18 protein-coding genes are annotated in these 20759 nt (G+C 30.8%); 3 read left to right on the plus strand and 15 right to left on the minus strand.

Going from position 1 to position 20759, the window contains the following annotated elements:
- Position 1: 1 nt before the first annotated feature.
- From gatC to M9426_RS00475, 6 genes are all read right to left on the minus strand, one after another.
- Positions 2 to 283 (minus strand): Asp-tRNA(Asn)/Glu-tRNA(Gln) amidotransferase subunit GatC, encoded by a 282-nt coding sequence (gene gatC, locus M9426_RS00450; RefSeq protein WP_060800269.1) that lies wholly within the window; start codon positions 281 to 283, stop codon positions 2 to 4.
- Complete coding sequence (gene ligA / locus M9426_RS00455) at positions 276 to 2273, minus strand: NAD-dependent DNA ligase LigA (RefSeq protein WP_250342105.1); 1998 nt, start codon at positions 2271 to 2273, stop codon at positions 276 to 278. Before ligA ends, gatC begins: the two co-directional genes overlap by 8 nt.
- A gap of 10 nt (positions 2274 to 2283) precedes the next feature.
- Positions 2284 to 4488 (minus strand): ATP-dependent helicase, encoded by a 2205-nt coding sequence (locus tag M9426_RS00460; protein ID WP_250342106.1) that lies wholly within the window; start codon positions 4486 to 4488, stop codon positions 2284 to 2286.
- 46 nt (positions 4489 to 4534) lie between these two features.
- Entirely contained in the window at positions 4535 to 5215 is a 681-nt protein-coding gene (locus M9426_RS00465) for a tRNA threonylcarbamoyladenosine dehydratase (RefSeq protein ID WP_250342107.1), read from the minus strand.
- A 47-nt stretch (positions 5216 to 5262) separates the two neighbouring features.
- Entirely contained in the window at positions 5263 to 6330 is a 1068-nt protein-coding gene (locus M9426_RS00470) for an S-layer homology domain-containing protein (RefSeq protein WP_250342108.1), read from the minus strand.
- Between the two features lie 111 nt (positions 6331 to 6441).
- The gene (locus M9426_RS00475; RefSeq protein WP_005956470.1) at positions 6442 to 8481 is read right to left on the minus strand and encodes an S-layer homology domain-containing protein; all 2040 of its coding nucleotides are present in this window, start codon (positions 8479 to 8481) and stop codon (positions 6442 to 6444) included.
- A gap of 207 nt (positions 8482 to 8688) precedes the next feature.
- Between M9426_RS00475 and M9426_RS00480 the strand changes: the two genes are divergently transcribed.
- Genes M9426_RS00480 through M9426_RS00490 form a run of 3 tightly spaced genes read left to right on the plus strand, consistent with a single transcriptional unit; the run spans position 8689 to position 10115 of the window.
- On the plus strand, positions 8689 to 9501 hold the full coding sequence (locus M9426_RS00480; protein ID WP_250342109.1) for a precorrin-2 dehydrogenase/sirohydrochlorin ferrochelatase family protein: 813 nt from the start codon (positions 8689 to 8691) through the stop codon (positions 9499 to 9501).
- A gap of 22 nt (positions 9502 to 9523) precedes the next feature.
- Positions 9524 to 9811: a Cro/Cl family transcriptional regulator gene (locus M9426_RS00485; protein WP_060800276.1), complete on the plus strand. Its 288-nt coding sequence runs from the start codon at positions 9524 to 9526 to the stop codon at positions 9809 to 9811.
- A 1-nt stretch (position 9812) separates the two neighbouring features.
- A complete protein-coding gene (locus tag M9426_RS00490; RefSeq protein ID WP_250342110.1) occupies positions 9813 to 10115 on the plus strand; it encodes a CC/Se motif family (seleno)protein in 303 nt (100 codons plus the stop codon).
- Positions 10116 to 10186: 71 nt separating this feature from the next.
- On the opposite strand, the gene ppsA is transcribed toward M9426_RS00490, so the two are convergent.
- From ppsA to ybaK, 9 genes are all read right to left on the minus strand, one after another.
- Positions 10187 to 12529, minus strand: coding sequence for a phosphoenolpyruvate synthase (gene ppsA, locus M9426_RS00495; RefSeq protein ID WP_250342111.1), 2343 nt, complete (start codon positions 12527 to 12529; stop codon positions 10187 to 10189).
- Between the two features lie 53 nt (positions 12530 to 12582).
- Positions 12583 to 13116 carry a class IV adenylate cyclase gene (locus M9426_RS00500; protein ID WP_250342112.1) on the minus strand — a complete coding sequence of 178 codons (534 nt, stop codon included), beginning with the start codon at positions 13114 to 13116 and terminating at the stop codon, positions 12583 to 12585.
- A complete protein-coding gene (locus tag M9426_RS00505; RefSeq protein WP_250342113.1) occupies positions 13116 to 13799 on the minus strand; it encodes a metallophosphoesterase in 684 nt (227 codons plus the stop codon). Before M9426_RS00505 ends, M9426_RS00500 begins: the two co-directional genes overlap by 1 nt.
- A gap of 7 nt (positions 13800 to 13806) precedes the next feature.
- Entirely contained in the window at positions 13807 to 16050 is a 2244-nt protein-coding gene (locus M9426_RS00510; RefSeq protein ID WP_250342114.1) for an ATP-binding protein, read from the minus strand.
- Complete coding sequence (locus M9426_RS00515; RefSeq protein WP_250342115.1) at positions 16040 to 17059, minus strand: metallophosphoesterase family protein; 1020 nt, start codon at positions 17057 to 17059, stop codon at positions 16040 to 16042. The genes M9426_RS00510 and M9426_RS00515 overlap by 11 nt, the downstream gene beginning before the upstream one ends.
- 79 nt (positions 17060 to 17138) lie before the next feature.
- Positions 17139 to 17690 (minus strand): isochorismatase family protein, encoded by a 552-nt coding sequence (locus M9426_RS00520; protein ID WP_060800283.1) that lies wholly within the window; start codon positions 17688 to 17690, stop codon positions 17139 to 17141.
- A 13-nt stretch (positions 17691 to 17703) separates the two neighbouring features.
- On the minus strand, positions 17704 to 18615 hold the full coding sequence (locus M9426_RS00525; protein WP_250342116.1) for a 1-phosphofructokinase family hexose kinase: 912 nt from the start codon (positions 18613 to 18615) through the stop codon (positions 17704 to 17706).
- A gap of 4 nt (positions 18616 to 18619) precedes the next feature.
- Positions 18620 to 20284 (minus strand): phospho-sugar mutase, encoded by a 1665-nt coding sequence (locus M9426_RS00530; RefSeq protein WP_250342117.1) that lies wholly within the window; start codon positions 20282 to 20284, stop codon positions 18620 to 18622.
- 2 nt (positions 20285 to 20286) lie between these two features.
- On the minus strand, positions 20287 to 20757 hold the full coding sequence (gene ybaK / locus M9426_RS00535; RefSeq protein WP_250342118.1) for a Cys-tRNA(Pro) deacylase: 471 nt from the start codon (positions 20755 to 20757) through the stop codon (positions 20287 to 20289).
- Between the last annotated feature and the right edge of the window lie 2 nt (positions 20758 to 20759).

A 20759-nucleotide genomic window follows, 5' to 3' on the forward strand; every position in this document is an offset into this window, starting at 1 on the left:
CCTATTCTACAAACTTTATAAGTTTAAAATAACCGTATTTTTTAGTAGCAGCATTTGCTAGTGCCTCTTCTTGAGAAAGAGACTCTCCAGTTTTGTCTTCACGAATATTATTTTCTGTTCCATTAACTTGGAATACCATTTCAACACCATCAGTGTCAATTTCTTTTATTTTATTCACAAGCTCAATATTTTCATCAAAGCTTGGCGCAAATTTATCTAGCTCTTCATCAGTGAAATCTATTTGAGCAATATTTGCAATATGCCTTATATCTTCTTTATTCATTTAAACCTCCTACTAAATCTTCAAGTTCTTTCAAACTCAAAATTTTTATATCTAAGGACCTTGCTTTCTCATACTTGGATCCTGGATTCTCTCCTACAACAACATAATCGGTATTTTTACTTACTGATCCTGTCACTTTAGCACCTAAAGATATCAGTTTTTCTTCCAATTTTTTTCTAGGAATTTCTAATGTCCCTGTTAATACAAAAGTTTTTTTATCAAGTGGCTTAGGTCCCTTATTATCATCTTCATATATTGGATTTAAACCTAAGTCAAATAACTCATCCACTGCCCTAATGATTCTATCATCGTGGAAGAATTCTACAATTTCTTTTGCTGTAATGTTTCCAATGTCTCCTATAGAAACTAATTCTTCTTCCTTAGAATTTTTTAATTTATCAAATGATTTAAAATGATCAGCTAAGTCTCTAGCAGTTTTTATACCAACGTTAGGTATTCCTAGGGCATAGATAAAATTTGATAAATGTGGTTTTTTAGAGTTTTCAATTGCTTTTAGAAGATTATTAGTCCTCTTTTCTTTAAAACCTTCTATTTTAATTATATCTTCATATTTTAGCTTGTAAATATCAGGGATTTCTTTCAAGCCAATAGTAGCCATTAACTTTTCTATAGTTTTCTCGCTAAAACCTTCTATGTCCATTGCATCTCTTGATGCAAAATGTGTGAGCCTTGAAACTAATTGTGGAACACAAGATAAGGTGTTAGGGCAGAATATGTGGACACCATCTTGATAAAGATGAGACCCGCAATAAGGGCAAGTTTTTGGCTTTTCTATTTCACGTGTTTCGTTATCACTTGGAAGAGTTCCTAATATTTCTGGTATAACATCGTTAGACCTTCTTATTAAAACTCTCGAACCTATCTTAACCTTTTTCCTAAGTATGTCATCATAATTATTTAAGGTAGCTCTTTGTACTGTTACGCCACCAATATCAACTGGCTCAAGAATTGCTGAAGGAGTAACCTTAGCTGTCCTCCCAACATTCCAAACTACATCAAGAAGAGTAGTTGAAATTTCTTCTGCTTCAAATTTATAAGCAACTGCCCAACGAGGAAACTTATTTGTATATCCAAGAGCTTTTCTAGTTTCTATGTCATTTACCTTTATAGTTACGCCATCAATTAAAACATCTAACTTATTTCTGTTTTCTCCAATTTCTTTTATTTTTTGTGCTATATCTGAGAATTTTTTGACTTTAAAGTTATATTTTGAAACTTTAAAATTATTTTCTCTTAAGAAATTTTTAATATCATCATCTGATTTAAATATATCTTCTTCGATATATCCAACATTATAAAAGAAAGCTGTTAAGTTTCTTTTTTTAGTAACCTTGGGATCCAAGTTTCTTAAGGCGCCTGCTGCTGCATTCCTAGCATTTTTTAATTTTTCATCATTTTCTTGGTTGTATTTCTCTAGTTCAGATAGAGGCATCAAGCCTTCTCCTTGAACTTCGATTTTTCCAGGATAAGAAATTCTTAAGGGAACAGAGTAAATTGTCTTTACTTGTTCTAGGATTTCTTCGCCAATTATCCCATTACCCCTAGTGGATGCCATAACAAGATTTTGATTTTCATATGTTAGGTTAATTGTAAGTCCATCAAACTTAAGCTCAACAATAAATTCTGGTTCTGGCAATTTATTTACATTGTTTTGATTATAGTCACTTACAAATTTTTCTATTCTATTAAACCATCCAAGAAGAGCTTCATCTCCCTGAGCCTTATCCATTGAGTAAAGCCTAGCAAGATGAGTGTGTTTTTCAAATTTGCTAAGGACAGCGCCACCTACCCGAGTTGTAGGTGAATAAGGTAGAACTGTTCCACTTTCTTTCTCTAAATTGACTAACTTGTCGTAAAGCTCGTCATACTCAGCATCAGAAAGAAGTGGATCGTCAAGAGTATAATAATGGTAATTTAATTTATCAATTTCCTTGATTAAATTTTCCATTTCTTTTATTTTATCCTTCATAAGTCACCAACTAATCAATTAATTTAATAGGAGCAACAGATAGCATAAGTCTCTTTAATCCCTTCTTATCAAAGGAAATAACAACTTCATAATCTCCGTTTTTTTCTTTCTTTTGAACTACCATGCCTTTGCCAAATATTTTGTGCTTAACTTTATCACCAACGCTTATGTTCTTATCAGTTGTTTGGTTAAGTCCCTTACTAGCTTCAGTCCTTTTTTCTATTCCAAAGAATTTAGTTTTTCTATTAACTGAAGATTTGTTTCCTTCATTATAGTCGCGAATTTCTAAAAGTTCTCTACTCTTATCTTCAATAATTTCTATTGTTTCGCCCATCTCATGAATAAATCTACTTCTTTTTGCCGGAGTTAATTTCCCATACATGGACCTAGTCCTTGAGGATGAAATAAAAAGATTGTTGCAGGCTCTTGTGACTCCTACATAACAAAGTCTTCTCTCTTCTTCAACTTCATCTTCGCTTTCAATAGATCTATTAGATGGGAAAAGTCCTTCTTCAAATCCAACTAAAAATACAGTGGAGAATTCCAACCCTTTTGCAGCGTGCATTGTCATAAGATTGACTCCACTTTCTTCGGAAGTCTTATCAACGTCGGATAAAAGTGGTAGAGTATTTAAATATTCGGCAAGTTCTACTCCTTCCCTATCGTATTCCATTATATTAGAGTGAAGTTCTTCAATATTTTCAAGTCTAGTCTTGGCTTCAATTGTATTTTGATTTTTTAAGTCTTCTACATAACCACTTTCGTATAATACTTCTTCAAAAAGCTTCCCAATTGAAAGTTTTTCAGCCCTATCTTTTAAAATCTTTAAGATGCTTCCGAAATCCCTAACATTTTTCCTTGCCCTGATGTTCAAATCTTCAAATTTATCAATATTTGTCACAAGATCATAAAGAGAAATTCCATTTTTATCAGCATAGTCTAATAAATCAGCTAGAGATGTATCTCCTATCCCTCGCTTTGGTCTGTTTATTATCCTAGATAAACTTACATTATCATCAGTATTATTTATAGCTCTCAGGTAAGCTAAGATATCCTTTACTTCCATCCTATCATAGAACTTTAGTCCACCTACAATCTTGTATGGTATGCTCTCTCTAACTAGGGCCTCTTCAAAACCTCTTGACTGAGCATTGGTCCTATATAAGATAGCCATATCTTTAAACTCTTCACCCTTATAGTGAAGACCTATTATTTTATTTATAACTCCATATTCTTCCTCATTCGAGTGAGGAAACTCTCTATAAACAACTGGTTTACCTTCATTTCTTGAAGTCCAAAGATTTTTTTCAATCCTAGTTCTGTTATTTTCTATAACCTTGTTAGCTACTTCAAGAATTTTTTGAGTAGACCTATAATTCTGTTCTAGCTTTACAATTTTTGCACCAGGAAAATCCTTGTGGAAGTTTAAGATATTATTTATATCAGCGCCACGCCACTTATAAATAGATTGGTCGTTATCTCCAACCACTGTTAGATTTGGTTCATTTCCTGCAACCAGTTTAATAAATTCATATTGAATTTTATTAGTATCTTGGTATTCATCAACGAATATATATTCAAACTTACTCCTATAAAAATCTCTGACATCTTCATAGTCTCTTAAAATATCAACTGTTTTTATTAGGAGGTCATCAAAATCCAAAGCGTTATTGCTAACTAACTTTTTTTCATAAATTTCATAAATTTTACCAAGATTTTCTTTAAAAAAGTTAGTCTTATTTAAATCTATATATTCTTTTGGACTTAATCCTTCACTTTTTATGTTTGAAATATCATTAACAAGGGATCTAGGTTTATAAATATCCCTGTCTAGTCCTAACTCTCCTATAGCTTCTTTTACAACAGTAATTTGATCGTCTCTATCATAAATAGTAAAACTTGAACTATAACCAATTTTATCTATATTTTTCCTAAGTATTCTAACGCAAATTGAGTGAAAGGTTCCTATCCACATTGAGGAGATGTCTTCGTCGATTAATTTTGAAACTCTATCTCTCATTTCATTAGCAGCCTTATTAGTAAAGGTAATTGCCAAAATTTTCCAAGATGGAACTTGTAACTCCTCGATTAAATATGCAATTTTAGAAGTTACCACCTTGGTTTTTCCACTTCCAGCTCCTGCTAAAATAAGCAAGGGGCCTTTAGTTGCCAAAAGGGCTTCCTTTTGTTTATCGTTTAATGTATTTATATCCATGACTTCTCCTTACTGCTAAATATTATATGTTTTTTTTCCCTTATTTTCAACTTTTTAAGATATCCCTTATGACTTGAGAAGCTAGTACCATACCACAAACTGGTGGAACAAAAGAGATTGACCCCGGTGTTCTATCGCCAGTTTTTATTGGAAGCTCACTGGAGCAAACCACCTTTAATTTTTTTATTCCCATCTCCTTCAATTTTTTCCTCATAATTCTTGCAAGGGGATCATTTTGTGTTTTTTCAATTTCCATAACTTGAAACTTTGTAGGATCCAATCTATTACCTGCACCCATTGCAGAAATTATTTTTATATTTCTATCATATGCTTCCCTAATAATCAAAAGCTTAGATGTAATCGTGTCAATTGCATCTACGACATAATCATAAGATTCAAAATCAATATCTCTAATATTTTCTTCACTTACAAATAAATCATATTTTTTTATTTTTAATTTTGGATTAATCTCAAGAAGTCTTTCTTCACAAGCATCAACTTTTCTCATTCCCAAAGTTTTGGTTGTGGCAAAGGCCTGTCTATTTATATTTGTTATCTCATATTCGTCACCATCAACAAGGCCTATCTCTCCTATCCCTGCTCTTACTAAGGCCTCAACACAAGATCCGCCTACTCCACCAAGTCCAAATACAATAACAGACTTATCATTTATTTTTTCGACATCTTCTTTAGGAATCATTCTCTCAGTTCTACTTAAAAATTCCACATTTCCTCCAATTTGAAAGGGCCGTCAAATGAACAGCCCCTTTAATCTTATTTTAATTTTATGTTTGTTAGACTATTTTCGCCAAGGATACCATAACCTTCAACGATGTCATTAATATTATGTTTTCTGAAAGTATTTACAGTTATAACTTGTCCTGGACCAAATCTATCAGAATCAGATTCAGTTACTTTAATCCTTATAAAATTAACATTTTTACTTTCTATTATTTCTATGACTTGACCCTTAAAGTTAATTGGTATGTTAGCTTCAGCAGCTTCTAAATCTCTATCATCAATAGTTTTATTGTTTAAATCTTTATTAACTAAGATAGATTCTTTCTCATTTTTATTATTATCCTTGCTTACCGAATTATTTTCACTAGCTTTATTATCTTCAGGCTTAACTAATAAGTCTTCGACATTCACTTCTTTTTGTTTCCTTACCTTATCTAAGTTTTTATTAAAATACTCAAGGGACTTAGATGTTAATACTGCAATTTCACTTCTTCTTATTGCAAGATTTCCGTTAAAATTACCTTCTGAACCTGTGCTAGTAAAAATATTTGAATTAACAAGATTTGGAAGATACTCCATAGTTAGGGGATGAATTTTTTTCATATCCTTATACTTTAAGTTACTTCTATCTTGACTTTTTTCAATATTCAAAGCTCTTGCAAAATAAACTGCTATTGAATTTCTATTTGGATAAAGCTTATTATCTACGAATCCTCTTTCACGAGCATTTATTAATGTCTTTTCAGTGATTGTGCCGTGGTATAAGTTAAAGCAAATTGCATCTTTTGCCCAGTCTATAACTCCATTAGCATTTGCCATTTCCATGTAAGCTTCTCTAGCTAATTTCATTTCATCATCACTAGGATTTGAAAGAGTTTTTATAATTTGCATTGTTTCCAAAAAGCTAACAGGATTGTTTGGTCTAAAAGTTCCATCTTCATAACCATTTAAAATGTTTTTGTTTGATAATTCTTCCACATACTTATAAGCCCACTCTGTCTTTCCACTATTCTTTACATCTGTAAAAGATTTAGCAAAAATACTTCCTGGTGCTAAGAGAATTGAAAAAATTAAACTTATTGCTATAATTTTCTTTTTCATCTAATCACTCCGCCATAAATTATAGCACAATTTCAAAAAATTAAAAAATAGTAACTTCTTAATTCATATAAAAAAAGAAGCCCCTAAGGACTTCTTCTAATTTAAAAATTGTTAGTATGCTCTAATGTTAGTGTTTCTACTTGAAGTGTAAGTGTTTCTAGAAGAATCTCTTTCTAATTGTTTAAATGTATAGAAACTTCTTCTTTCTCTAATACCATTAACTTGATCTAACTCGTAGTAACCAGTGTTACCCACTACTTCTTCTATATTAAGTTGTAGTATTTTTGATCTTTCGTCAAGGTATCCGTTAGCTAGAAAAACATCATTTAACAATACATTACCTTCTAAGGTCATGTTTATAGTTTCACCTGGTTTAATTCTATTATTGTCTGATTGAATAACTTTTAAAGTTACAGCATAAGTGTTAAATTGATCAGATGTTTTATTTGCTCTTAAAACTTGGAACATTGTATTAAATTGTAAATCTTTGTTTACAATATTAATTTCTTCAACTTTCCCATAACCATTAAGTTTTAAATTAACGTTCTTTCCAACTAGAAAATCTTCAGTAACAGAATGTACTCTAATACCGCCATCTCTAATAATAGGATCTTTTACTAAAGAATAAGTTTTGGAGCCTCCATTTGCAAGCTCTAGTTCTATATAAGGATCCGAATTTCTTCTTTGATAATCAAAAGTTGTCTCATATAATGCTGCTCTTCTAACCTTACCCATAGCTATACCATTGTTTTCATCATTAGATCTTCCAATAAGGACTTTGTAGTTAACATAGAAAGTAACATTGTCATTTAGAGAAACATCATTTAATGCTTTTGTTTCATTAGTAATATAAAACTCGTAAGTCTTGCCATCGCTTAATTTTAATTTAATTGATGCCTTATCCTTATTAGTATTTTCTATAGAAATAATTTGTCCCTTTACATAAGCTTCTTTTGGGAATACTGTCATTTCTGTTATTTTATTATCAGAATTTGTCTTAAATTCAACTAAGTCATCTACTGCAATGTCTTCTAATTTTAAATCTTTGCCATAGGCTTTGATTTTTACATTTTTATCTAAATCAAAAGTTTTTGTATCTGATGTTGATATTTTTGAAGTAGTTCTAAAGTTTATAGAATCTGAGTTGTCCCTGTATCTAAGAGTGATTTGATTATTGCCCTTAGAGTTTACATATCCAACCATGTCAAGCATTGCATTTGTAACTGTTATAGTCTTTGCAGTACCTTCTCTTTCACCAGACTTAGCCTTAACATATTCAATTTCAACTTCTTGGCCAGCCTTAATATCTTCAAGCTTGATGTCCTTATCTTTTAACTTATACTTTGTGTTGCTATCAATGTCAAAAGAATATTTTGACCCTTTAGTTTCAATTATAACCACATTAACATTATTAAGCTTTGATGAAAGGATAACTGTACCCTTTAATTTTTCAGTTTTTGCTTCAATTTTATTTTTTTCTGCATAATCAAAAGAAGCCTTTGTAATTATTGCAGTTTCGGCACGAGTGATTGACCTTTCTCCTTCAAAGTTTCCATCGGAACCAGTTGAAGTAAATATTTTTGCATCAACAAGAGAAGATAAGTATCCCTTAAGCGTATCACTCATTTTGTCTTTATCATTGTGTTTTAATAGGTTTGTGTTTCCATTAGGACTAAGTTGTAATGCTCTTGCAAAGAAAATTGCTATGTCGCCTCTGCTTGGGTATTCCCTACCACTTATTTTAAAGAAGCCTCTTTCACTTGCCTTCTTTAAAGAGTTTTCATCTAGGTAACCTCTGTGAAGTGCTAAACATATTGCATCTTCTGCCCAAGAGTTTACACCCTTCTCTTTAGCAATTTTAGAATATTTTTCTTTAGCAGTTTTTATCTCTTGATCGCTTGGTCTTAAAATTTGTTTAATAAGTTGTAGAAGCTCTTCTAGAGAAACAGGTTCACCTGGTTTAAACTCTCCATCAGGGTGTCCACTAATAATATTGTTGTCACTTAATTTATCAATTGCATCGTAAGCCCAAGAATATTTATTATTTTTCTTTTTTACATCTTTGAACTCTTTTGCAAAAGTTGCACTTGGTGCTAGCATTAAAGCTGCAAGTCCAAGAGCAGCAGCTCTCTTTAAATTATTGGATTTCATAATAAAACCTCCATTTTCTTTCTACATCTTTTAATCATTATAACATAAATCTACTTTCATGAAGTTTATAATTTATTAAAAATCTATTAAATTAGCTAGTGAAAGTCTTAATTACGTCAATAATTTGAATAAACTTGTCCTTTATTTGGTATAATTAAGCTAAGTGATACATACACTAACGCAAAAAAATTTTAAAGGAGTGATAAGATGCGATACTTGCCAGTGAGCTTAGATACTCTCGACAAAAAAATTCTAATTTTGGGAGGAGGTTATCTTGCATATTCTGCTTTGAAGTCTGTTATTGATTCAGAAGCAGAAATATATATGATAGGAGATTCTTTTACAAAAAATATTGTAAATATAGCAGAAAAGTCTGATGGCAAAATTAAATTAAAGGAACACGAAGTGGATAAAGACTTTATGTTTATGGGATATGATTATGTCTTAATAGCTACTGAAGACTTTGAGGTTAATGAAGCTATAGAAAAAAGAGCTTCTTCAAGAAAAATGCTTTATCAAAGGTTTGACATCTTGTCTAAGTCTCTAATGTCTATTAATAAGTCTATTGAACGAGGCCCTTTAACTTTTTCTCTAAATTCTTCAAAAATTAACCCAACTATTACAGATATTATTTTTGAAGATTTAGAAAAATTTTCTGAAAGCTATAGCATTGAAAAAATTAATATTCTAAATGAAATTAGATCAGAATTAGTTCGTAAAAATTCACAAAATATCGATGAAATTATTAGAAGACTGTATGAAAGTGAAACTATTAATCTTTCAACTTTCTTGGATAAGATGCCTGGATATAAGATTGAGGATTTAAAATCATCAGAAGATTTAATTGATTCAATTGAAAATGGCAAAGAAATTAAGACAGAAAAAGAATCTACAATGGAAGATGATCAGATTATAAAGAAAAATCTTGATGATGCGAAAAACACTTCAAGAGATAAGGATCTTGATAAGTCCAATTTAAATTTAGATTCTTTTAAAAATTTAGATAAGTTTGAAAAATAATTTTTAAGAAAGGATGTATAAAATGATTGGTTATGTAGGAAGTATGCCTGGTAAAGTTTTTAACGAAAAAGAATTTACTCTAGTAAAAAAAGTTTTAGCCTCTGGAGAAACTATTGAGAAACACAACCACCCTGGCTTTACTGTACTTGTAACTATTGTGAAGGGTGAAATAAAAGTACTATTAAATGACGAAGAAGATAGAGATTTTGAACCAGGCAAAGTTTTAAAATTTGATGGTGAAAATTACATTTCTATTGAGGCAGTTAAGTCTAGTGAATTTTTTGTTACTCTAATTAAGAAAAGTGAATAATATGAAAATTCATTTATCCGATGATCTCTTAGAATATCTTAGAGATAAAGGGGCTACTGTAATTACCGTAGATAAGATTACTAGTAAATCTTGTTGCGGCAGTGGTCTCCCATCTTCTGATGTATATTTAGGACAATCTAAAAGAAAAGATAAGAAGTATAATATTTATGAAGTAAATAATGTTGAAGTATTCATCGATAAAGATCTTTTCTTTATTGATGATATATGTAACATTGAACTTCTAAACTTGCCTCTTACAAAAGGTCTTAAGGCAAACTTTTTAGATTATAAAAAACTAATTTAATATAAGAGTTAACATTAAAAGAACCTCATGATTAAATTCATGAGGTTCTTATTTTATTAGATTTAATGTTTTTACATTTGTCTAAGTTTTTTAAGAATTATTTTTTGTTCAACACTTGCAACAAGTCTTCTAGTGTAATCAACTGTATCAGGGTTAACTGACATAGAAGTTATACCACACTCAACAAGGAATTCTGCAAGTTCTGGATATTGACTTGGTCCTTGTCCACAGATTGAGCAAGTGATTCCCTTCTTGTTTGCTGCATCGATTATTGTCTTAAGTGCAATTTTAACTGCGTCATTTCTTTCATCAAAGTATCCCATGTTGTTAAGGATTCCAGAGTCTCTATCTGCTCCCATTACTAGTTGTGTTAGGTCGTTAGATCCAATTGAGAATCCATCAACTAATTCTGCAAATTCTTCAGCTTGAAGAACTACTGCAGGAACTTCTGCCATGATCCAAATTTTAAAGTTCTTTGATTGAACTAGACCTTCTTCAGCCATGATTCCCTTTACAACCTTAAGCTCTTGTGGAGTTCTAACAAATGGTAGCATAACAATTACGTTAGTAAGTCCGTACTCTTCTCTAACCTTTTTGATTGCTTGACACTCTAGTCTAAATCCCTTTTCGTATTCTGGAGAAATATATCTTGAAACACCTCTCCAACCTATCATTGGGTTTGCTTCAATTGGTTCTACTTCGTCTCCACCCTTTAGGCCTCTAAATTCATTTGTTCTAAAGTCACTAGTTCTTACAACGAGATTCTTAGGATAAATTGCTTGAGCAACCTTAGAGATACCTTCAGCAAGTTTATCAACCATTAGGTCTCCTTGACCAGTCTTTACAAGATACATTGGGTGAGCACCAATCATGTTAGTGAAGATAAATTCTGTCCTCATTAGACCAATACCATCCATTGGTAGGTTTTTATATTTATCGATTAGTCCTGGTTCACCAAGATTCATATAAATCTTAGTAGCAGTTGTTGGGGCAAAGATGTTTCTAAGTTCGTCAATATTTCCAAGGCTTGGTCCTGAAGATTGGATTTCAGTTTTCTTTTCTTCTTTTTCTTTTAGGACTTCGCCTTCGTAAACAATACCTCTTACAGCATCAACTGTAACGGTGTCCCCTGTCTTAAGAGATTTTGTTGCATTTTTAGCACCAACTATACAAGGAATTTGTAATTCTCTTGATACAATTGCTGCGTGACATGTTCTTCCACCTTCATCAGTAACAACACCAGCACACTTTCTCATAGCAGGTACCATGTCAGGGTTTGTCATTGCAGTTACAAGGACATCACCTTCTTCAACAAGGTTGATTTCAGAAATATCCTTAATAAGTTTTACCTTGCCTCTTCCAATGCCTGGTGATGCTGGTAGACCTTTACATAGTGTAACTAATTTTTCTTCCTTCTTTTCTTCAAGAGTAGTTATAGGTCTTGATTGTAGGAAGTAAAATTCTTTTGTATCTGTATCAAAACCCCATTCCGTATCTTGTACTGAACCATAAAGCTTTTCTACCTTAAGTCCTCTTTCAATAAGAGTATCAAGTTCTTCTGGTGATAAAGCTTCTGCCTTTATAGCATCTTCTCCTAAAACATCTTTTACATTAACTGTTCTAGTTCCAACACCATTTTCGTTTTTAATTACCATGTATTCTTTTTCAGAAATATTTTTTTCAATAACTTTTTTCGTTTTTTTATCAATAATGTATTCGTCAGGAGTAACTATACCTGAAACAACAGCTTCTCCAAGTCCATAAGATGCGTTAATCATCATTTCATCTATAGAGTTGTTAATTGGGTTTGCTGTGAACATAACACCAGACTTTTCTGAGTTAACCATTTTTTGAATTACAACAGAAAGAGCTACGTCAAAGTGATCATAGTTTTGTTTTTCTCTGTAATAAATTGCTCTAGATGTCCAAAGTGATGCAAAGCAATCTCTGATGTGGTTTAGAAGTTCTTCTTCGCCACTAATGTGTAAGTAAGTATCTTGTTGTCCAGCAAAGGATGCATCTGGAAGGTCTTCTGCAGTAGCAGATGATCTAACTGCAACTTCTGGGTCTTTAACACCAATGTTTTCAGAAAATTCTCTGTAAGCTCTTAGGATTTCTTCTTCAAGTTCAGGATCAAAGTCTTTTTCTTTAATCTTAGTTTGAATTTCCTTTGAAACATTTGTAAGGTCATCAACATTTTCAACGTCTACAGCTTCCATTAAAAATTTAACAACTTCATCAAGTTCTGCGTATTTAATAAATTTAGTGTAAGCTTCTGCTGTTACACAAAATCCTGGAGGCACTGGTAGACCAAAATTAGTTAACTCACCAAGGTTAGCTCCCTTTCCTCCGACAATTCCTACATCTTCTTTACCGATTTCATCAAACCATTTAATATAATTATACTTAGACATAACTCCTCCTTATTTTCTAAAAATATTATAACACATATATTATATATGTCATACTACTTTTTTAAAGATTTTCTAAGTTCATCAATAGACATTGTAGAAACATGGTCTCTAGGTATTTCTAATTTATCTACTAAGTGATAAATATCTTCCATACTAGGTGCTTCTATCTCAACATAGGGATTTGGGTAAGTCTCCTTATCCCAAGTATCTATGTCAATTACAAATTTTTTATAGGAATATTTTTTTCTGTTTTTGTAGCCTGTGTGATAGATATCATATCCAAGGCACTTCAGAATATTAATAAGATCATCTACACTGGTGATTTCTGTAGTGTGCTCTATATTATCTCTAACTTTGAAGTCAGAAACATTTTCTTTAAAGGTAAAATATTTTTTCTCCCCATCAGATGATTCAGAAATTCTAATTCTTAAATAGCCCTTCTTTTTATAAATCTTGTGGGCTGTTGAATTAATAGTAATATTGGTTTGATTTTCTTCTTTTACAAATTTGCCACCAATTTTTTTTATTTTATCTTCAAATTCTTCTACATTTATATCAAGAAGCTTTACTTCAATCTCTCTTTCCATTAGTCCACCTCAATTATCTTTAATTTAAAATCTAAAAAGTCACTGGCTACAAAGTGGTAATCAACACCCTCTAGGTCTCCTTCATATGAAAATTTATGTCCCTTTCCATGAAGATGCCCATAGACACATTTTTCCACCTTATACTCACTTAAGGTTTGTGAAAATTCATTGACTCCCAAGTCTTGATTAAAGGGTGGATAGTGAATCATGGCAATAATTTTTTTATTTACACATGAATCCAGAGAATTCTTTAATCTTTGAACTTCTCTCAAATAAATTTTTTCATCATTTTCAGAAAACTCAAAGGAATCTCTAGCTGCCCATCCCCTTGTGCCACATATTGAATAACCCTTGTATTCAAAAGAGTTGTTGTGAATGAAATTTATGGTCTTGTATCCAAGATTATTCATCTTATTTAATGAAGACCACCAATAGTCGTGGTTTCCCTTTGAAATTATTTTTATTCCTGGGAGCTCATCTATTCTCTTTAGATCATAAGCAGCTGTATCTAGTTTAAGAGCCCAAGAAATATCTCCTGGCAAAAGAACTAAGTCATCTTCTCTTACGACTTCTTTCCAGTTTTCAATTATTTTCTCTTCATGATTTTCCCAGTTGTCTCCAAAAATATTCATGGGTTTTTCTTGTGTGTAGTCGAAGTGAAGATCTCCAATTGCGAATATCATATACACCTCAAATTTTTATTAAATTATATGTCATACTATATTTATCTAAAATTTCTTTTTCCCTATTTGTGCTTGTAAAAATTAAGACTTGTTTATTGTCTTGTAGAATTTCAAGAGCTTCTTTAAGCCTGAAATCATCATAAGAGTCAAAATGGCTATCAAGCACTAAAGGTATTTCTTTGTCACTAATTATTTTTGATATAGATAGTCTAAAAACTAGATAAATCTGGTCAATAGTACCCATGCTCAAACTATCTAATTCAATGTAGTCTTCTATGTCTCTATCATAAACCCTTATTCCAAAGCTGTCATCAATTAAAATTTCATTATATTTTCCAGAAGTCATATAATCCAAGTATTTTGAAATCTCTTTTCTTAGAAGGGGAAGATTATCTATTCTTCTTGCCTTAACAAAATCTTCAAATTTTTCAATTGATATTTCTAGCAATTCCTTCTTATATTCTAATTTTTTTAACTTTTCATTTAGCTCATAGGATTTTTCATCTAGAATTCTTAATTTTTCTAGGGAATCTTCAAAAGTTTTTAATCTACCTTCTAAGTTTAAAATATTATTTTTTTCTTGATCTATTTTATCTTGTATTTCATCAATAGATTCTTCTTTGTAAAAGTCTCCACTAAGATTTTCTTTTTCAAGTTCTTTAATCCTATACTTGTATTCACTAACCCTGCTTGCGTCTCTCTTTTCATAAAATAGAGTTTTCAATCCCTTAATATTTTCAACCTCATATTGATGGAAAATATTTTGGAGTTCTTTCTCAAGATTAAATATATTTTTTTTAGTCTCTTCTATTTCTTGAGAATTTTTTTCTATCCATTCTCTATTGTATTCATTTTTAGAAATATTTTTTATATTTTCTTCACTTTTCGAATCAAAGATTTCACTGAGTTCTTTTTTATCTCTAGCCTTATATTTGATTAAAATCTCGTCTATTTCTTTGTCAAATTTTTTCTTTATTAAAGTTTTTTCCTGAGATTTAAATTTATAATCTTGATATTTATTTTTTAATCTATTTAATAAGTCTTTGTTTTCTCTAAATTTTACTATCCTAAAATAAGAATAAGTAAAAAATAAAAGAGATAGGATTGAAATAAAATATTTCTTAAAATAAAAAGAAATTAAAATTATTGCAAGTCCTCCAAGCATTGATGAAAGAAATTTTATAACATATTTAAAAACTTCCCTTTCTATATTTTTTATATCCCAAGAAATTATCTCTCTTTCTTTAGAATAATTATTTTCGTTTAAGGCTTGAATCTCTCTATTTATTTCTTTAAATCTTTTATAATCCTCTTCCAAATCAAGGTCAACATCAAAATTCTTTCTCTCAGCTGATAATAAATCATCAAGATAACTTGAATACATGCCAAGACTTCTATTTATTTCAATGGCATTTTCAAGATCAGAAAAATTATAATTCTCATCATTTTCTGATTCGCTTGCATAGCCTTGCTTTAGTTTATCTTTCAAGATTTCAAGTTCAAAGAGTTTTCGCCCCCTAAGCTTGTCTTCTAAATCTACTAACCTGTCTTTAGACTCCTTATACTTATCAATTGACTTCTTATAAGTTTCCTTAAGACTTAAAAAATTAACTTTATCTTTTGAAATATTTTCTAATTCTTCGTTAATTTTTCCAATTTCTGATGATTTTCTTTTTTTGCTTCCTAAATCATAAAGATCATCTTTCATTTTTTCTATGACCTTACTTAAATCAACATTTTCATCTTCGGAAACAGAAAAATTATTAATTCTATTTTGTAATTCACCACTGGCATCACTTTCAAACTGACTTAGTCTTTGACCAATAAAAAAAGTGGATTTATAAACTTTTCTATTTAAGTAGAAAAATAAAGCCCCTGGCTGTGGAATTCTTGAATAAATAAAATTTCTTTGGTCATTCGATAGATCATCGCCTATTTTAAGATTTAAAATTGAAATTTCGTCCTTATCAAAGTCCCTACTTATTCTAAAATCTTCTTCGTTGTCATTTAAAATCAGGTAGCCCCTGTACAAATTTGAGTTCCAAGGTCTAGATTTTTCAAATAAGTCGTCACGAACCTTTCTCGAAAGAGAGTCACGACTAAAACCATAAAAAATTCCATCTATAAAGTTTACGATTGTTGACTTACCCTCTTCATTTCTACCGTAGATTAAATTTATTCCTTCTTGGAGCTCAATTTTTTTATCTTCAAATTTTCCAAAATTTAAAAGTCCTAATTCTTTAATTATCATAGTATTGCTCCAAAATATATTTTTTTGAAAGTTCTCTTGCCTCTATTTCTTTATGGCTAGAAGCAAAACTGTTTAAGAGTTCTATTAAATACTTGTCCTCTATCTCATATTCTTCAAAAGAATCAAGTAAATCATTTTGAATTTCAAAATAAAAGGCTGACAAATTTTCTCTTAAGAAGTTTTCTAAGTCTTCCCTATGTCTTGTTTCTCCCTTAAGTCTTATCCTATAAAGATTGTCTTCCTCAATTTGATCTTGAACAACGTTTAAGATTTCATTATATGTCATTTCTTTATTTAAACTTACTTCGAGATTAATGAATTCTCTTTTTGAAAAATTCTTAAATTCAATGGATTTTATCTCATCATCTAAAAAAATTATTCCCCTCTTGCCTTGATCCTTAAAGGAAAGTGGAATTAGGGATCCTGAATAATATGTGTTGTCAAATACCTTGCCTCTCTTGTGGATGTGACCAAGGGCAACGTAATTAAACTTTTCAAGAAAATCCTTGCTCAAGGGCAAGTATCTTTCATCTTTTAAGTCAGAATGAAAGAGTCCAATATTTATAAATTTTTCGTCTAATTTAATATCGTTTAAATCTATTTTAAATGAAAAAGAATCGTAAGAAATTCCATAAATCCTTGTATTTAATTCACTTAATTCAAAATAATCGAGTTCATTTTTAAAAATATATAAATTCTCTGGCAAGTCTACCTTTAAAAATAAGTTGTCTTCAGAGAGGTAGTCGTGATTTCCAAAGGCTATAAAAACTTTGGCCTTAACTCTTTTTACCAAGTCTGAAAATCTATTTAAATCTCTTAAGTCAAAAAATTCTCTTTCAAATAAGTCTCCCGCAATTAAAATAATGTCAGCTTGAACTTCATTTGAAAATTCAAAAACTTCAAAGAGGGCACGCCAAGAATCCTCTAAAAGTTTATTTGAAACTTCTAGAGGTAACCTTCCCTTATAAAATTTTTTTAAATGTAAATCACCAGTGTGAATTATTTTCATCTTATCACCAAACTAATTATATCATAGATTAAGACCAAAAAAGAGCATCCACATGGACGCTCTCTCATAAAGAATTTTATTAAATTATTAATTTTTGCAATGTTTTAAATTCGTCTGTTCCCGCAATACCCGCAAGGTCAAACAAAATTGTTTCTGTGTTAGAAATTACTGCTCCCATTTCACGAAGAAGTTCCATTCCATTTTTAGAGTTTTCTTCACTTCTTGATCCCAATGCATCTGCTGCAACAAAAACTTCAAAGCCTGCTTCAAGTAGGGCCCTAACAGTTTGGAACACACAAATATGAGTTTCCATTCCACATAGGACAACTTGTTTTTTCCCAAGTCTATCAAATTCTTTTTTTATTTCTTCGTCTCCATAGGAATTAAAAGTTAACTTGCCAAATTCCTTTTTGTCCTTAAGAGGAGCCTTAACTTCTTCGTTAGTAAAGCCTAGTCCCTTTGGATATTGAACGGTATATATTGCTTCAGCACCAATAGTACTTGCTACTTTTGCCAATACAGTTGAATTTTTTACAATTTGATCCTTGTTATACATTGCCTTTAGTAGCTTGTCTTGAATGTCAATAAAGGTAAAGACAACATCTTCTCTGTTTAAGTGAAAGTTTTTCATTTTTCCTCCTGATTTATAAAATTTCTTCTACTTCAACACTATTCATTATTCTTTTAATAGGGCTCATTTCAATTTTATCTTTTTCTACAAAATTTTCCCACACTCCACAAGAGATTGCAAGCTTTATTGAAGTTATAAAATCATAATCCCTATCAAGGGCTATAGCAAGACCAGAAAGACATAGACTTGTGTCAAATTTTTCAGTTAAAATTTTATTTTCTAACTTTTCCTTATTTATATAGGCCCTATAATTTTTTTCTTCTGTAGAAATAATTGTTGCTCTTTTACTATTTACAAAGACAATTTTAGTTCCAGACTTTATAAATTTTTTGTTAAATTCAATTACTTCTCCTGTGTAGTTTATTTTCTTATCTTTCTCTATGTCATTTTTATCAAACATGAGAATGTAGGGATTTGTCTTTTCAATTTCATCAAGATTTCTTGGGTTTACAGCAACCTTAACATTGTTTTGGTAACAAATCTTTACCAGTTTTTCATAAATATCATCATCTAAACCCTTTAAATCAATTTTAGGAATAACAACTATCTTTTTATTGTAAAGAGACCTTTCAAAGGAGTTTAATATATCAGACCTGTCCTCCATAGTTATTCTGGGATCTTCAGTCATATAAACTTTTTTAGAATCTTTTGATTTAATTAACACTTCCTCTACATTTTCATCCTTAAGTCCTGTATAGTTAACATCTATCCCTAGTTGACTCAATGATAATGCAATTTCTCTACCTCTCTTATTTCCCTTTAACATAAAAACTTCTGAATCTATGCCAAGTTTTTTTGCAAAGAGAGACATATATATTCCATGCCCGCTAGGATAAATCTTTGAAGACTCAATAATTTCCTCTGATTCATCTTTCAAATTAAACTCTCTAATAATTTTTGGATTAAAGTCACAATAAAGAATCATTTTCTCACCTACTTGTATGAATTTTTTCCATTATCTCTTCTTTCATAATATTTATTTTTTCTTTTGCTTCTTCCTTATTATCAGATACTACGTATGCATAAATTTTTAATTTCGGTTCAGTACCTGAAGGTCTTAGGGCAAACCATGTTTCATCATCAAAATAAAATTTCAAAAGATCTTGTGGGTTTTCTTCATCCTTTATAAAGTCTTTTTTCTTCTTTAAGTCTCCGATTTTTTCAAAGGAATCAAGCAATCTGAAACTTTCCATAATTGTTTTCATTTTAGCATTTCCATCTTTTCCTTGGAAATAAACTGAGTCAAGATATTCTTCAAAGTATCCATATTTTTTGTAGATTTCTCCAATGTAATCTTTGATTTTAAGTTTCCTTTTCTTTAGATATCCTGCCATCTCTGCGATTATCATAGAAGTTCCCACTGCATCCTTATCTCTTATGTGGTTTCCAATTACATACCCTATGGATTCTTCATATCCAAAGATAAAGTTATGTTCTTTACTTTCATCCCAAATATTAGGCAAGTTGCAAATATTTTTAAAGCCTGTTAAAGTTTCGAAAACTTCAACATCATAGTCTTTGGCAATTTTTTTAATTAGGTCAGCACTTACCACTGTCTTGACAAAGGCTGGCTTTTCAATATTTTTTTGGATATTCATTTCAAGCAAAAAGTTTCCTAATATAAATCCCATTTGGTTGCCGCTAATTCTTAAGATTTCATCTCCCATTTCAAGAACAGCAACCCTATCAGAGTCTGGATCCGTTGCAATGATTATATCTGCATCTTCTTTTTTTGCAAGTTCTATTGCCTTGTCGAAAGCTTTTATATCTTCAGGATTTGGATTGGATACATTTCTAAAATCTCCATCAGGATTTTCTTGTTCAGGAACTACAAAAACATTATTAAATCCTCTTTTTGCTAATACATTTCTAACATATTTATTACCACAACCACTTAGAGGGGTGTAAACAATTTTAATATCCTTATCTATATCATCCGTTAAGGATAGACTGAGAGTGTCTTTGTAAAAAGAGTTTATTACAGTTTCACCTAAGAATTTAATATTTTTATATTCCCCTAATTTTTTTAGACTATTGAAGTCAAAATCTAAAATATTTATATTTTTTGATTTTTCTTCGGTTGTCTCTGCGATATCATTTAGGATTTGTGATCCTTTTTTCCAATAAAGTTTAAATCCATTATAATTTTTAGGATTGTGTGATGCAGTAATCATTATTCCAGAAATCGTCTTTAAATATCTTATAGAATAAGCTAAAAGTGGGGTTGGACAAATTCCTGGAAATAAATAAACTTTTATTCCCTTGTCTGCTAATATTTTTGCTGTCAGAATAGAAAATTCATAGGACCCATGTCTTATATCACGACCAATTACAACTCCCCTATTCTTTGCATCTTCTCCAAGATCATCTATTAATTCAGCAAGGGCAAGGGCAGTCTTACCTACAGTCAAATAATTCATCCTATTGGTTCCTGGTCCAAGAATTCCACGAAGACCAGCTGTACCAAATTCAAGATCTTTGTAAAAACTATCTTCTATTTCTTCTTCATTATCTTTCATTTTTAATAGTTCCTTTTTTAAGTCTTGGCTTACTTTATCATTTCTAAGCCACTCTTCATAAATATCTCTATACATACTTACTCCTTTTTTATATCAGCAAATTCTCCACCAATTAGACCAACTAACTCTTTTGGATTTATTTTTACTTGCATTCCAACTTTTCCACCACTGACATAGAAGAAATCAAAATCTTCTGCAGAGGAATCAACAAAAGTCTTAAATTCTTTTTTCATTCCAACTGGTGAGCACCCTCCATGGACATAACCAGTTAATGGTAATAACTTTTTTTGTGGAATCATTTCAACTTTTTTTGAACCTGATACCTTCGCAGCCTTTTTTAAGTCGAGCTCTGATGAAACTGGAACAACAAACACGAAATGTTCTCCTTCTTTGGCTTCTGTTACAAGAGTTTTAAAAACCCTGTGTTGATCTTCTCCTAATTTTTCTGCCACATCTACTCCACCTATTCCGTCTTTAGTAGAGTATTCAATTATTTCAAAATTTATATTTTCACTTTCGAGAATTCTCATTGCATTAGTTTTTTTCATAA

The organism is Peptoniphilus genitalis (assembly GCF_023614525.1).
In the GTDB taxonomy this organism is placed as follows: domain Bacteria; phylum Bacillota; class Clostridia; order Tissierellales; family Peptoniphilaceae; genus Peptoniphilus_A; species Peptoniphilus_A genitalis.